The sequence below is a fragment of the Rhizocola hellebori genome, from assembly GCF_016862955.1.
In the GTDB taxonomy this organism is placed as follows: Bacteria; Actinomycetota; Actinomycetes; order Mycobacteriales; family Micromonosporaceae; genus Rhizocola; species Rhizocola hellebori.
Genome location: NZ_BONY01000013.1, coordinates 168,728 through 182,738 on the forward strand (window position 1 = coordinate 168,728; position 14,011 = coordinate 182,738).

Annotated in this window: 12 protein-coding genes; 2 read left to right on the top strand and 10 right to left on the bottom strand. The window is 68.9% G+C overall.

What is annotated here, in order from left to right; all coding sequences use genetic code 11:
- Nucleotides 1-45 precede the first annotated feature (45 nt).
- Nucleotides 46-1,941 carry a penicillin-binding transpeptidase domain-containing protein gene (locus Rhe02_RS13340; protein WP_203908489.1) on the top strand — a complete coding sequence of 632 codons (1,896 nt, stop codon included), beginning with the start codon at nucleotides 46-48 and terminating at the stop codon, nucleotides 1,939-1,941.
- Nucleotides 1,942-2,052: 111 nt separating this feature from the next.
- Here Rhe02_RS13340 and Rhe02_RS13345 read toward each other — a convergent pair whose 3' ends face one another.
- The 10 genes from Rhe02_RS13345 to Rhe02_RS13390 all read right to left on the bottom strand — a co-directional run bounded on the left by Rhe02_RS13345 (nucleotide 2,053) and on the right by Rhe02_RS13390 (nucleotide 13,276).
- Entirely contained in the window at nucleotides 2,053-2,427 is a 375-nt protein-coding gene (locus Rhe02_RS13345) for a hypothetical protein (protein ID WP_203908490.1), read from the bottom strand.
- Nucleotides 2,412-2,747 carry a hypothetical protein gene (locus Rhe02_RS13350; protein WP_203908491.1) on the bottom strand — a complete coding sequence of 112 codons (336 nt, stop codon included), beginning with the start codon at nucleotides 2,745-2,747 and terminating at the stop codon, nucleotides 2,412-2,414. Before Rhe02_RS13350 ends, Rhe02_RS13345 begins: the two co-directional genes overlap by 16 nt.
- 9 nt (nucleotides 2,748-2,756) lie before the next feature.
- Entirely contained in the window at nucleotides 2,757-3,728 is a 972-nt protein-coding gene (locus Rhe02_RS13355) for an arginase family protein (RefSeq protein WP_203908492.1), read from the bottom strand.
- A gap of 39 nt (nucleotides 3,729-3,767) precedes the next feature.
- Nucleotides 3,768-4,655 carry a tetratricopeptide repeat protein gene (locus Rhe02_RS13360; protein ID WP_203908493.1) on the bottom strand — a complete coding sequence of 296 codons (888 nt, stop codon included), beginning with the start codon at nucleotides 4,653-4,655 and terminating at the stop codon, nucleotides 3,768-3,770.
- Between the two features lie 11 nt (nucleotides 4,656-4,666).
- Nucleotides 4,667-6,340: a coenzyme B12-dependent isobutyryl-CoA mutase large subunit gene (gene icmA, locus Rhe02_RS13365; protein ID WP_203908494.1), complete on the bottom strand. Its 1,674-nt coding sequence runs from the start codon at nucleotides 6,338-6,340 to the stop codon at nucleotides 4,667-4,669.
- A gap of 46 nt (nucleotides 6,341-6,386) precedes the next feature.
- On the bottom strand, nucleotides 6,387-7,046 hold the full coding sequence (locus Rhe02_RS13370; RefSeq protein ID WP_203908495.1) for an ABC transporter ATP-binding protein: 660 nt from the start codon (nucleotides 7,044-7,046) through the stop codon (nucleotides 6,387-6,389).
- Nucleotides 7,043-7,957 carry an ABC transporter ATP-binding protein gene (locus tag Rhe02_RS13375; protein ID WP_203908496.1) on the bottom strand — a complete coding sequence of 305 codons (915 nt, stop codon included), beginning with the start codon at nucleotides 7,955-7,957 and terminating at the stop codon, nucleotides 7,043-7,045. Before Rhe02_RS13375 ends, Rhe02_RS13370 begins: the two co-directional genes overlap by 4 nt.
- Complete coding sequence (locus Rhe02_RS13380) at nucleotides 7,954-11,034, bottom strand: FtsX-like permease family protein (RefSeq protein ID WP_203908497.1); 3,081 nt, start codon at nucleotides 11,032-11,034, stop codon at nucleotides 7,954-7,956. The genes Rhe02_RS13375 and Rhe02_RS13380 overlap by 4 nt, the downstream gene beginning before the upstream one ends.
- A gap of 80 nt (nucleotides 11,035-11,114) precedes the next feature.
- Nucleotides 11,115-12,095, bottom strand: coding sequence for a methylmalonyl Co-A mutase-associated GTPase MeaB (meaB, locus tag Rhe02_RS13385; protein WP_203908498.1), 981 nt, complete (start codon nucleotides 12,093-12,095; stop codon nucleotides 11,115-11,117).
- Nucleotides 12,092-13,276 (bottom strand): acetyl-CoA C-acetyltransferase, encoded by a 1,185-nt coding sequence (locus tag Rhe02_RS13390; RefSeq protein ID WP_203908499.1) that lies wholly within the window; start codon nucleotides 13,274-13,276, stop codon nucleotides 12,092-12,094. The genes meaB and Rhe02_RS13390 overlap by 4 nt, the downstream gene beginning before the upstream one ends.
- 48 nt (nucleotides 13,277-13,324) lie before the next feature.
- On the opposite strand from Rhe02_RS13390, the gene mce reads away from it, so the two are divergent.
- Nucleotides 13,325-13,786: a methylmalonyl-CoA epimerase gene (gene mce, locus Rhe02_RS13395; protein WP_203908500.1), complete on the top strand. Its 462-nt coding sequence runs from the start codon at nucleotides 13,325-13,327 to the stop codon at nucleotides 13,784-13,786.
- Nucleotides 13,787-14,011: the final 225 nt, after the last annotated feature.

Below are 14,011 nucleotides of genomic sequence, written 5' to 3' on the forward strand. Positions count from 1 at the left end.
TAATCAGGGTGACGAGCCATAGCAGCTGTGGGTCAGAATGAACGCGTGTCCCCCTTTCGCAGCCTTCTGCTCCCCTTTCTCGCGCTCACCGTGGCCGCCGTTGGCCTTACCGCCTGCTCCAAGGATCCTGGGCCTGGACCCTCAGTAGACCTTTTTCTCAAAGGCTGGGGCACTGGCGACTTCGGCAACGTGACCATGATTCGCACCAATGGTGAAAAAGTGGCCAACAATGTCGTCGCCGAGGAGCTGGCGGCACTGTCGGGAAGTCTCAAAGACAGTAAGCCGACACTGGCAAAGGGCAAGATTGACACCAAAGATGACCAGGCGACCGTCGAAATCAAGGTGTCCCAGCCCATCCCCGGCGGAAAGTGGGATTACGTCACGGCTGTCACCGCGCACAAGGTCGAGGACACCTGGCAGCTGATCTGGGAGCCGAAGGTGGTCCACCCCCAGCTGAACCTGGGTGACCGCTTCGAAACCCGCCGGGTGAGCCAGACCCGCGCCGGAGTGCTCGCCGCCAATGGCGAGGAGCTGGTGAAACTGCGCCCGGTCGTCATCGTGGGCATCTGGCCGTCGAAGATCATTGGCTCGAAGGACAAACTTGTCACCGATCTGGCAAACATCCTCAAGCAGCAAGCCACCCTGGACGTCGCCGACCTGACCACCCGGGTCAACAACCCGGCCAACGCCGAGCAGTTCATCGAGGTGATCACGCTGCGGCGCGAGGTCTACGACACCGTCCGGCCCCAGCTGCAGGCGTTGAGTGGCATGCGCTTCAACGAGGAGCAGCGCATGCTGGCGGAGAGCAGGACCTTCGGTGCGGCCCTTTTCGGCTCGGTAGGCCCGGTGACCAAGGAGATCATGGACGCCAACCCGGGTGTCTACTCGCCGACAGACCAGGTGGGCCGCGGCGGCCTGCAGCAGAAATACGACCAGCGGCTGCGCGGCTCGGGTGGGGTCAAGGTGGTCGCGGCGCGCAAGGCCCCAGACGGAACCACCATCGACAACCTGCTCTACGACGTGCCTGCGGTGCCCGGCCAGCCGCTTAAGACCACATTGGACACCAAGGTGCAGCGGGCAGCCGAGGCGGCGCTCGGCGCGGCAAGCCAGCGCAGCGCCCTGGTCGCGATCCGGATCAGCGACGGGTCCATTCTCGCCGTCGCCAACAAGACCGAGCTCAACCTGGCCTTCACCGCACAGGTGCCGCCCGGTTCCACCTTCAAAACCGTGACGGCGCTCGGTTTGCTCGAAAACGGGAAGGTTACCCCCGACGAGATCGTGGCATGCCCCAAGTTCCTCACCGTGCCGGGCCGGCCGCAAATTCAGAACTCAGGCCAGTTCGAGCTGGGCAACGTGCCCTTCAGCGTCGACTTCTACAAGTCCTGCAACACCGCGTTCGCCTCACTCGCCCCGCGGCTGGGCGGCGACGGCCTCTCCAAGGCAGGCGCCACCGTCGGCTTAGGACAGACCTGGGACCTGGGCCTGGACGCCTTCTCCGGCAAGGTTTCCGCCAACGGTGACGCCGGCGAGCAGGCTGCGGCCGCATTCGGCCAGGGCACCACGATCGTCAGCCCGGTAGCCATGGCCGGTGTCGCCGCGGCGGTCGCCCGCGGTCAGTGGAAACAACCGGTGTTGCTGCTCGACCCGACCCCGGCCAAACCCGCCGCCGCCGGCCCCGCCCTCAAAGCCTCCACGGTCGATCCCCTGCGCGCGATGATGCGCCAGGTGGTCACCGATGGCACCGCCACCCAGCTCAACGACCTGCCCGGCGTGCACGGCAAGACCGGCACCGCCGAATATGTCACCGGAGACCCGACCAAGACCCACGCCTGGTTCATCGGCTGGCAGAACGACATAGCCTTCGCCGTCTTCGTCGAGCAGGGCGTCAAGCCCGCCGAGACCGCCCTGCCCATCAGCGAGGCCTTCCTGCGCGGCCTGTAAACCCTTTGGGGGCGCTGCCAATCTGGCAGTGCCCCCTTCCTTTCTTTACACGCCGCCACGTCGTGGTCGCTCGCCGTCAGCTCCCGCGCGGCAACGAAGGCCCGTGCGTGGTTATTGGGCGGCGGGCGTGGGGGTGGGGTGGCGGAGGAGGTAGGCGAGGCCTAGGAAGGGGAGGACCAGGGGGACGTAGCCGTAGCCTTGGCCGAAGTGGGACCAGACGGTCGCGTCGGGGAATGCGTCGGGCCATATGTAGCTGGCTGCGCCCACCGCGAGGACGCCGACCAGCTCGATCGAGACGCAGACCAGGGCGAGGGTGCGGCGGCGTGTGGCCAGGCCGAACGTGGCGGCGATGTAGATCAGGCCGGCGAGCAGGCTCAGCAGGTAGGCCATCGGCGCTTGAGCGAAGTGCGAGAAGATCTGCACGGTGGCTCGGGCCGTGGCCGAGAGCGCGAAGAGCCCGTAGACGAAAGTCAGGAGACGACCCATACCTGCCACATCCTTAACGCCAGCACGGGCATGATGAGCGCTCCGACTCCGACGATCAAGCTGCCGTATCGGGTGGGTTCGAGGCGGGCCAGGACCCAGGCGCCGGCGGGGAGCAGGAGCGCGGTCAACGTGTACCCGACAAATGTCGCCGAAGATCCGCCATCGGTTCCCGACACGAGAACCACGAGATATACCAGCACGCCAAGGGTCGCCAGCACGGTGCCGATCAGCTGGGCCCGGTCGGGCGCGCGGTTCAGCGCGGCGGCGAGCAGGCCCCACGCCGCCAGCAGCAGAGCCGGAATGATCGCGATCAGGAGCACCCCGAAACCCTAGCGGGTCACGTGGCTGTCGCTCGGCACGCGGGGGGCAGGAACGTTGGCAGCGCCACGTTCGGACAGCAGCGGGGTGAGCCCGGCGACCAAGGTCTCGACGAGCTCGGCGGCGTAGGTGCCCTTCGGGTCGTGATCGGGATCGAAGATGGTGACCTCAATGCCCAGGCAGTGCGGCGAGCTGACCAGGCCCGCTATCAGCAACTCCAGCTCGGCGAAGGCGATGCCGCCGGACGAGGGCGCGTCGACCGCGGGCATGATCGTCGCGTCGAGCACATCGACGTCGACGTGCAGCCAGAAGCCCGCGCAGTCGGAAAGCTGCTCGCGCGCCCACTGGGCTGTCCGGGCCCCGCCCTCGGCGCGCAGCTTCGGGGCCGCGCGCACGGAGAAGCCCGCCGCCTGCAAATCGAGCCTGTACTCGTCGTTTTCGCGAATCCCCAGCACGACCACGTCTGCGTCGCGGAAATAGGGACGTCTGCCTTCAATGCCGGCCAACTCTGCTTGCCCGCGCCCGGTCACCAGGGCGAGGTCTTCCCCCGCCGCCGCCCCCACATAGGGCGCGTTGCCGGGATGCCGGAAGTCGGAATGCCCGTCGACGAAGACCAGGCCGATGCGGCCCTCGATCTCGGCGCCCAGCCGGCGCATGGCCAGGCCAGAGCCGAGCAGGATCGAGCAGTCGCCGCCGAGGACCAGCGGAAACTCGCCCGCGTCGATGATGGTGGCTATCCGGTCGGCCAGCCGCAGCGTGTACGAGTGGACCTGCGGCGCGTGGGAGACGCCGTCGCCGGGACGCCAGTCGCCCGGGTCGTAGCGCGGCGGGGTGAGGCAACCCGCGTCGCGCGCGTCGAGCCGGGCCACCAATCCCTTGTCGCGCAAGGCTCCTGGCGCTTTGGCGCAGCCCGGCACCGAGGTCGCGGTGGGTGGGCGCAGGCCAAGGTTGGAGGGGGCGTCGAGTACAGCGATTCGCCGCACCGCTCTGCCTCCCTCTTTGTCGACTCTGTCGACTCCGTCTTAAAACAATGCGCTTGCCAGGGAGCGTCGCGCGGCGGCCACGGCCGGATCGTCCGGCCCTGCGATGGCGAAAAGTGACACCAGGTGCTGCCGCACAGCTTCCCGATCGTCACCGTAGACGCGGCGAACCAGATTGACCAGCCGCTGATAGGCCTGTTCCGCCTGCCCGGACAAGAACTCGACGTCCGAGGCGCGCAGCTGAGCCTGCAGATCGTCGGGCTTGGCGTCGGCTTCGGCGATCGCGGCCACCGGGTCGATCCCCTTGGCCCGCTTGGCCACCACCACGTGGGCGAGCCCAGCCTCGGCGGCGGCGTCGCGCGGAGAGTCCGACAGGATCTTCTTGTAGGCGCGCTCTGCCTCGTCGAGATCGCCCATGATCAGCGCATCGTCGGCCGCCTCAAGCCGGGGATCCGGCGGGGTCTCCACCTCCATGCCGCCCGCCTTGAGCACGGCGTCGAGCCACTTGCGCAGGTCGCTGGGCGGCAGGATGCCCGGCTGGGCGTCCACCGGCTGCCCGCCCACGATCGCGAAGACCATGGGCACGGTCTGGACCCGGAACATCTGCGCCAGCCTCGGCTGGGCCTGCAGATCGACCCGGGCCAGCACCCAGGTGCCACCGTCGGCGGCGTTCTGCTTAGCCAGCTCGGCGAAGTAGGGGTTCACCTCGGGGTGGTCGACCACGAAGGCGACCACCACCGGCGTCTTGAGCGACTGCTCCAGCACCGCGGCTTGGACGTTGGCCTCGGTCACGTCCAGCCACGGGCCCTGTTGCTGCTGCTGCGTCGGCTCGGCCGCCCCGGCGGCATCCGGCGCCGGCCTGTTGGCCAGGGCACTCAGGTCCACGGCGCCACGCGTGAAGATCGACTGTCCCGGTCGCTGTTCGCTCATGGTTGTCTAGTCTAGAAGCGTGCCGGTTCCCGGTAGACGCCCCACTCGGCTCGCAGCGCGTCGCAGATTTCGCCCAGGGTAGCCTCGGCCCGGCAGGCGTCGAGCATCGACGGGATCATGTTTTCCCCGCCGTGGGCCGCGGCGACCATTCTGGAGATCGCCTCCTTTGCCGCCACCTCGTCCCGCTTGCCGCGGCGCTGCTTGAGCACGCGCACCTGTTCGGTCTCCACCTCGTGCGACACCCGCAGGATCTCCAGGCCCTTGGTGATCGTGTTGGTGTGGCAGTTCACACTGACGATCTTCTTGGTGCCGTCCTCCAGCGCGCGCTGGTAGATGTAGGCGGCGTCGGCGATGTTCGAGGTGAACCAGCCGTCTTCGATCCCGCGCAGGATTCCCGAGGTCATGGTGCCGTCGTTGCCCAGGTCACGGATGCGCGCGAAGATCGCCTCGGCTTCGGCCTCAATCTTGTCGGTGAGCGCCTCCACGTACCACGACCCGCCCAGCGGATCGGCGACGTTCACCACGCCCGTCTCTTCCATAAGCACCTGCTGGGTCCGCAGGGCGATCTCGGCCGACTCGTCGGTGGGCAGCGCCAGCGTCTCGTCCAAGGCGTTGGTGTGCAACGAGTTCGTGCCACCGAGCACGGCGGCCAGGGCCTCCACCGCGGTGCGGACCACGTTGTTGACCGGCTGCTGCGCGGTCAGCGACACCCCCGCGGTCTGCGTGTGGAAGCGCAGCCACTGCGCCTTCTCGCTGGTGGCGCCGTAGACGTCGCGCATCCAGCGGGCCCAGATCCGGCGCGCGGCACGGAACTTGGCTATCTCCTCGAAGAAGTCGACATGCGCGTCGAAGAAGAAGCTCAGGCCGGGCGCGAACACGTTGACGTCCAGGCCGCGGGACAGGCCCAGCTCCACGTAACCGAAGCCGTCGGCCAGCGTGTAGGCCAGCTCCTGCGCGGCGGTCGAGCCGGCCTCACGGATGTGGTAGCCCGACACGGAAAGCGGCTTGTAGCGCGGGATGTTGTGCGCGCAGTACTCCATCAGGTCACCGATGAGGCGAAGGTGCGGCTCGGGATCGAAGAGCCATTCCTTCTGCGCGATGTACTCCTTGAAGATGTCCGTCTGCAAAGTGCCGTCCAGTTTGGACAGATCACAGCCCTGCCGCTCGGCGGCCACCAGATACATGCAGAAGATCGGTACGGCCGGGCCCGAGATCGTCATCGACGTGGTGACGTCGGCCAGCTTGATCCCGTCGAACAGGATGTCCATGTCGGCCGAGGAGTCGATGGCCACGCCGCAGTGCCCGACCTCGCCCAGCGAACGCGGATCGTCCGAATCGCGGCCCATCAGGGTCGGCATGTCGAACGCCACCGACAGGCCACCGCCGCCCGCGCCCAGGATCTGCTTGTAACGCTCGTTGGTCTGCACCGCGTTGCCGAACCCGGCGAACTGCCGGATGGTCCAGCTTCTTCCCCTGTACCCGGTGGGATAGAGACCACGGGTGAAGGGAAACTCTCCCGGCCAGCCGATCCGGTCGAAACCCGGATAGGAAACGCCCTCCGGCGGGCCGTAGAGCGGCTCGACCTCAACTCCACTCAGTGTGGTGAAGTCGGCGTTGCGCTTGTGCGCCTGATCGTATCGGCGCTGCCAGCGTTCCCGCCCGGCCTGAATCTCCTCAGGGGTCATGCCCCGAATACTAGACGCCTTACCTAAACGATTACTAAGGAAGTACTTACCCGTGAGTTCGGGCGGGCAGCACGGCATAGCCGTCGACCAGGTGGATTTCCTCGTCGCAGATCGCCGCCGCCTGCGGGTCGTGGGTGGCGAAGACCACGGCCGCGCCCCGATCGGCCTCGGCGCGCAGCATCCGGAGCACGTTCTGCCGGTTGGCCGCGTCCAGCTCGCTGGTCACCTCGTCGGCGATGATGATGCTGCCGTGCAGGGCGAGACCGCGGGCGATCGCGGCACGCTGCTGCTGACCGCCGGAAAGTTCCTCGATGAGCTGGTCGGTCTGGCCGTCGAGCCCCAGCGCGGCCAGGGCGTCGGCGCTGATCCGGCGGGCCTCGGCCGCCGAGGCGCCGGCCGCGAGCAACGCGATCTGGACGTTCTCCCCCGCGGTGAGGATGGGGGCAAGCCCGTTGGCCTGCGGAATCAGCACCACCCGCTGCTCGACGGCGTGGTCGCGGTCACGCAATGGCAGCCCATCGATGCTCACCTGGCCGCTTACCGGCCTGAGCAGCCCGGCCAGCGCGGAGAGCAGAGTGGTCTTGCCTGCGCCCGACGAGCCGGTGACCGCCAGCATCTGGCCGCCGGCGACGGACGCGGAGATATCGCGCAGCACCGGCCGGTCCTTGCCGTAGGCCACCGTGAGCCGGTCGGCGGTGAGCTTCATGAGACCTCCAGTTCGGACGTGTCAAACCAGCCTTTGTCCGCGTTGAGCCGCATCGTGGGCTGGCTCTGCAACGTCGAGCCGGGCCGCGCGGGGACAAGAAGGACAGTGCCGTCCTCCAGCGGATGCACCCGCAGCCGGGTTCCCGGCGGGAGCACGGTGAGCACGTCGGGCGGCAGATGCACCGAGCCGTCCCGGCCGACCAGCGCGAACTCCTCGCCCAGCTGGCCTTCCGCGCCCACCCGGCCGTCGCGGATGGTGACCTGACGGCCCATCCGCGCGCCCACCTCCGGATCGTGGGTCACCACGATGACCGTGGTCCCCGAACGCCGGACCGCCTCCAGCGCGGTGATGATCTCGTCGCGCGCCGTCGTGTCGAGCTGGCTGGTCGGTTCGTCCACCAGGAGCAGGCCGGGCCGGTGCGCAAGCGCCACGGCGAGGGCGAGCCGCTGCCGCTCGCCCGGGCTCATCTGACCGGGCCGCTGGCGCAGCTTGGTGCGAATGCTCAAGCCCACCATGGAAAGCACGTCACGCGGGCTGGGCATGTCGGCGACGCCGTAGGCCGCCGAGCCCCGCTGGGCGAAGCGCACATTCTGCTCCGCGGTCAGGTATGGCAACAGGTTGCGCTCGGCGCCCTGCAACACCACCCCGACCGTGGTCGCCCTCATCCGGGCAAGTTCGCCCTCGCTCGCCTTGGCCAGGTCGATGTCGTCGACGGCGGCCCGCCCGGCCGCCGGCCGGATCAGCCCGGCCAGCAGGGAGAGCAGGGTCGACTTGCCCGAGCCCGAGGGCCCAATCAGGGCAACCGATTCGCCCGGCGTGATGTCGAGGTCGACGCCGCCGAGCGCGACCACGTCATAACCCTCAAGCCGGTAGATGTATACCAGCCCTCGACACGTCACACTCGCTGTCATTTGGTACCTCCCCGTGCGAGGCGGCCGGCGGAAAGCAGTCCAGTGATCACAACCAGCAGCGCGCCGAGCAACGCGAGCGGAAGCGCGGCCAGCTCGGCCCGTGGCGTCAGCATCGCCCACAGATCGAGCGCCGGGATGGTCACGCTCGCGGTGACCAGAGCCAGCCCGGGAAGCATCAGCACCGCCGAGCCCAACCCGGTGCCGAGCCCGATCACGAGCGGCAGCACCAGCGACGCGAGTCTTTCCCGGCGCAATGCCCGGCGCAGCACCCGAGCCCGCACTCCGGTGGCGCGCAGCGCAGCCATCTCGTCGCGGCGTTCGGCCGCCCCGAGCCGCCAGCCGAGCAGCAGCACCCCGAGCGCTAGCCCGGCCGCGGCCACCCCGGCGAGCAGGAAAAGGCGGAAGCCGAGCGCGGGTGCCTTGCGCCCCAACTGTTCCAGCTCGCTGTCGATGGTCTGGGTGCGCAGCACCCTTACGCCCTGATCGGCAAGTTTGCGGTCGAGCCCGGCCGGGGCGTCCGCCGCGGCCCACACCTCGTAGCGCAGGTCGGCGGCGTCGGCGAGACCGGCTGTGCCGGAGGCCAGCCGCACGGCGAGATCGAGATCGAACAGCAGCGCGTGGGCGCCCGCCCGGGGCAGCCAGCCGGTGTGCTGTATCACCGAAAACTCTTGCGGCACATCGGCCAGACCCGGGAAGACGAAGGTGTCCCCCTCGCCCGGCGTGGTTCCGGAAAGCACCGCCGGAACGGTGGCCGCGGAGTCCAAATAGGAGAAGACGACGTCGCCCGGGCCGCTGGACTCCACCGCCGCGACGAGCCGATCAGGCCCCGGCGTGAACTGGATGCGAGCGGCCGGGTTGCGATCGGTCGCCACCTTCCAGGCGGTGGCGTCGGCCGTACGCAGCGCGAGCACGGCCTGCGCCGAGCGAACCTCGTGCAGGGTAAGGGCGGCGCGGATGGTCCCGCCCAGTCCACCGGACCGGCCCAGCGAGAACCCGACCAGACGGCAGCCCGTTTGCGGTCCACATCCGGCGATCTGGCCGGAGTAGTCCTTCAGCCCGTTCTTCACGTCGCCCAGCCACGCCACCGTCGGCGGCTGGCCCGGGGCGGAAATCAGCGCGCCGAAGCGAAGCGGCACCTCGCCAAGCCCGGAGAAGCTCGCCCTCACCGTGAGGTCGCCGCCGACCAGAGCCTTCTTTTCGGCCTTACCGCGCAGCTTGTCGCCCAGCGCGCCCAGCTGCGCCTTGTCCTGCCCGCGCCAGACCGCCACCGTGCTGAGCAGCTCGGACTGGATGCCCAACAGCTCCACCTTGCCCTGCGCGTATTGCTCGTCAGCGCGCACCACAGCCATCGCCCGGCCCGACGGATCGGCCGCCTTCACCGCGGCCACCAGCGCCTCCGGATGAGCGGCCGCGACCTGGTAAACCGTTGCGGCGCCTAGACTGTCGCGCGCGTGATCGGAGCGGGCCCGCAGCGCCACGTCCCACGAAACGGCCGCGAACGCGAGCAGCGCCACCGCCGCGGTGAGCACCACCACGTTGCGTGCTGAGCCGGGACGGCGGGCAAGCTGGGCGGAGGCAAGGATTCCCGGGATGTTTCCGCGGCGGCGGGCCAGGCCCAGCCGCAGTCGCGCCCACAGCACCAGGATACGGCCGGCCACCACGCCGGCGACCAGAGCCAGCGCGGCGGGTGCCAACAGCGCCAACGAGTTCGACCTGTCCTGCAGCGCGGCGACCAGCCCGACCACGGCGAGGGTCACCACGATGGCCTCGGCTATCCCGGCTCGCTTGCGCGCCCGCTGCGGCACCCGCCGCAGCAGGGTCAGCACGCCACTGGCCAGGGTGCGCCGGGTCGCCAGCCAGGCCGCGACACAGGCCAGCACCAGTCCGGCCGCCGCGGCGGCGAAGACCGGCCAGCGCAGCTCAACGTGGGTCCCTGGCGCGAGCACCGTGCGGCAGGTCAGCTCCACCAACCCGACCCCGGCCACGAGCCCGACCGGGGCGGCGAGGAAGACCAGCAGCAGGGTCTCGCTCAGGCCGAAGCGAGCCGCGCGAGCGTTGGGATAGCCGCGCAGCCGGGCGAGGGCCAGCTCCGGCCCGCGCTCCTGGGCCAACGCGGCCACCAGCAGGAAGAGCACCACCCAGGCGAGCAGCAGCAGCGGAACCGCGATCAGCGGCACCGAGCTGGCCAGGGCCGCCTGGTCTTTGGCCACATCGTCGGCTATGGACAGCAGTGCGGTCTCGAGCTGCAGCTCGGACGAGTTGAGGGCGAGGCCGAGCGCGCCGAGCTCGGTACGCAGCGCGGGCACCGAGTCAAGGCGCACCGCGTCTGGCTTGAGCGGATAGGTCAGCCTCGCGGAGATGGCGGACACCCCGGGCAGGCGGACGTCGTCCTCGGAGCCGGTGAAGATGGCGTCGAGGCGAGGCAGCCCGCCGTCGCCGGGCATCGCCGAGTGGGCGAAGTAGGTGCTGTTGCCCCAGTAGATGTTCGTGGCGTCGCGCGGCGTGTAAAGCCCCACCACCTGCAGGCGCCGGCCCTCCCCATCGCCGCGGGCGGCGCGCACGGTCACCACGTCGCCCAGCTTGATGCCCGCCTCTTTCGCCGACCGCTCGCTGATGACGACCTGCTCGGCGTCGATGGCACAGCTGCCGTTGATGGTCAGCTGGCCACAGGCGCCCAATCGCCAGGCCAGCCGAGCGCCGTACTTCGCCCCGGCGGCCAACGCGACCTGCGCATCGGTTTCCACCGACGAGATCGGGCGGTCCAGCACGGCCGCCAGGTTGGGCGCCTTGCGAAACGCGGTGTCCGCCAGCGTTTTGGCCTCGGCCACCGGCTGCTGGGCCGGATCGAAGGCACCCCCGGCCGCGCCTGCGGCGCTTCCCTCGGCACTGATCGTCACGGACGCCGCGGTGATCGGAGCGGAACGCATGCCATCGGTGAGCACAGATTGCGCGGCGGCCCGGCCGTAGGCCGGGATGAGCACGGCCGCAAGCGTGGCGAACGCGGCAATCAACAGCACGACCAGGGAACGGCCTGACCGGTGCCGGATGCCGCGCAGCATGACGGACCAACCGGTCACGTCGCCTCCTTGGGACTGTCTTGATTGCGGGCTGCCCCACCTTAGCGACCGGCCCGGGATGCGCGAAACCCGCTCGGGTTCTAGAGAATACCGTCCAGGAGTCGAGTAGACGCAGCGTAGGGGTCCAATCGACCGTCAGCGACCTCGGCGGCGAGGGCTTGCAAGCCCTCCCCGGGCAGCTCGGCGAACTTCGCCCGCAACTCGCCCAGCGCAAGCGCCTCGATCTCGGCGGCGGCCCGCTGCCGCCGACGCCGGGTCAGCTCACCCGTGCGCTCAAGCCAGGCCCGGTGTTCCTCCAGCGCCTCAACGATCGCGTCGATGCCCTCGGCCTTGGCGGCGCTGGCTTTGAGCACCTTGGGCCGCCAATCGCCAGGCAGCCGGCCACCGTTGTCGCCGGTCTCCTGCGCGGTTCCGGAGATGCCGCCGCCGAGCGCGATCATGCCCTGGATGTCGCGGTAGGTCGCGTCGGCGCCGTCGCGGTCGGCCTTGTTCACCACGAAGATGTCGGCGATCTCCAGGATCCCCGCCTTCACCGCTTGGATGGCGTCACCCATTCCCGGGGCCAGCAGCACCAGGGTGGTGTCGGCGAGGCTGGCGATCTCCACCTCGGCCTGGCCCACCCCAACGGTTTCGACGAGCACCACGTCGCATCCCGCGCCGGCCAGCACCCGCACCGCCGCCGGAGTCGCCGCGGCGAGCCCGCCGAGATGACCGCGGCTGGACATGGAACGGATATAGACGCCGGGGTCGATCGCGTGGTCCTGCATGCGAACGCGGTCACCCAGAATCGCGCCCCCGGTGAACGGGCTCGACGGATCCACCGCGAGCACGCCAACCCGGCGCCCGATTTTGCGGAAGGCGCGCACCAGCTCGTTGGTGGTGGTCGACTTGCCCACGCCGGGCGAGCCGGTGATCCCGATGACCACGGCCTTCACCGCGTCGGAACCGAGCGCCGCAGCGATCTGGGGCAGCGCCGGGTCACCGCTCTCGACGAGCGTTATCAACCGGGCGACCGCGCGAGGATCCCCCGCGCGGGCGCGCTGCACCAAGTCTTCAATCACTTTTTGGGTACCCGCAAAAGCAGCGCATCGCCTTGGCCGCCGCCACCGCACAGGGCTGCCGCGCCCAGGCCACCGCCGCGGCGCTGCAGCTCCAGGGCGAGGGTCAGGGCGAGCCGGGCCCCGGACATGCCGATCGGGTGGCCCAGCGCGATCGCACCGCCGTTGACGTTGACGATGGCCGCATCGATGCCCAGGTCACGGGTGGATTGGATGCCCACCGCCGCGAACGCCTCGTTGATCTCGACCAAGTCCAGGTCGGCCGGGGTCAGCCCGGCCTTGCCCAGCGCCTTGAGGATCGCGTTGGACGGCTGCGAGTGAAGAGAGTTGTCGGGGCCGGAGACCATGCCGTGCGCGCCGATCTCGGCGAGCCAGCTCAACCCGAGCTCCTCGGCCTTCTCCTTACTCATCACGACGACCGCGGCGGCGCCGTCGGAGATCGGTGACGACGACCCGGCCGTGATCGTGCCCTCCTTCGAGAAGGCTGGGCGAAGCTTGGCCAGCGTCTCGACCGTGGTGTCCGCGCGCACGCCCTCATCCTCGGCGATGACGATCGGGTCGCCCTTGCGCTGCGGAATGGAGACCGGCGTGATTTCTTCCGCGAAATTGCCGTTCTTTTGCGCGGCCGCGGCCCGCTGGTGCGATGCGGCGGCGAACGAGTCCTGGTCTTCGCGGCTGATGCCGAGCTTGGACACGTGGCGCTCGGTGGACTCGCCCATGGACACCTTGTCCCACGGGTCGCTCAGGCCGTCGTGAGCGGTGTGATCCTTCATTACGACGTCGCCATATTTGTAGCCGGCGCGCTGGTTCATCAACAGGTGCGGCGCGTTGGTCATCGACTCCATGCCGCCCGCGACCACGATCTCGGCCTCACCGGCGCGGATGAGCTGGTCGGCCAGAGCGATCGCGTCGAGGCCGGAAAGGCACACCTTGTTAATGGTCAGCGCCGGCACCGACATCGGGATGCCCGCCTCGACGGCCGCCTGCCGCGCCGGAATCTGACCCGTGCCCGCCTGGAGCACCTGTCCCATGATCACGTAATCAACCTGATTCGGGCTCACCCCGCCGCGCTCAAGGGCAGCCTTGATGGCCACCGCCCCGAGCTGCGTGGCCTGCAAGTCCTTCAGGTTTCCCAGCAGCCGGCCCATGGGCGTGCGCGCACCGCTGACGATGACCGATGTCATAGGGGGCCCCTCTTATTACTTAACGATGGTTCGGTCAGACTAACCAATATGACCTCCAACCTGACTAGGAACCTCGTCACATCGATAGGGCTCCTACGCATAGACCATGTTGGCGTGGCCGTGCCGGATCTCGACGAAGCGATCGACTTCTATCAGCGTACCTTCGGGATGACCTGCGTACACGTGGAGGAGAACGAGGAGCAGGGGGTCCGCGAGGCCATGATGCAGGTGGGTCCCACCCGCGAGGGTGGCTGCGTCCAGCTGCTCGCGGCGCTGCGCCCAGACTCGGCCATCGCCAAGTTCCTCGACCGCAGCGGCCCCGGCGTCCAGCAGGTCGCCTACACCGTGGCCGACATCGACGCCACCTGCGCCGCCCTGGCCGAGCGAGGCGTTCGACTGCTTTACGAGGCGCCCAAGACGGGAACGGCCCATTCCCGCATCAACTTCGTGCATCCCAAGGACGCAGGCGGGGTACTGGTAGAGCTGGTCGAGCCGGCAAAAAGTTCATAAACAGTTTTAAACAGTTATTCGCTGGCCTGCTGTTAAACGCTCTGCCTGAGAACGCTATCGACCTTTAGGGTGATCCCAACGCCCCTCCCGGTCGGCGCTATCTGGGCCCGGCTGGGAGGCGGATGCTCGCCCTACGGCAGCAGCAGCACATCCACGTTCCTGGGGAGGAGCGCGTGGCAGTGAGGGGTCCCAAGGCTCAGGCCACTCACTGCCATAATTCTGGCG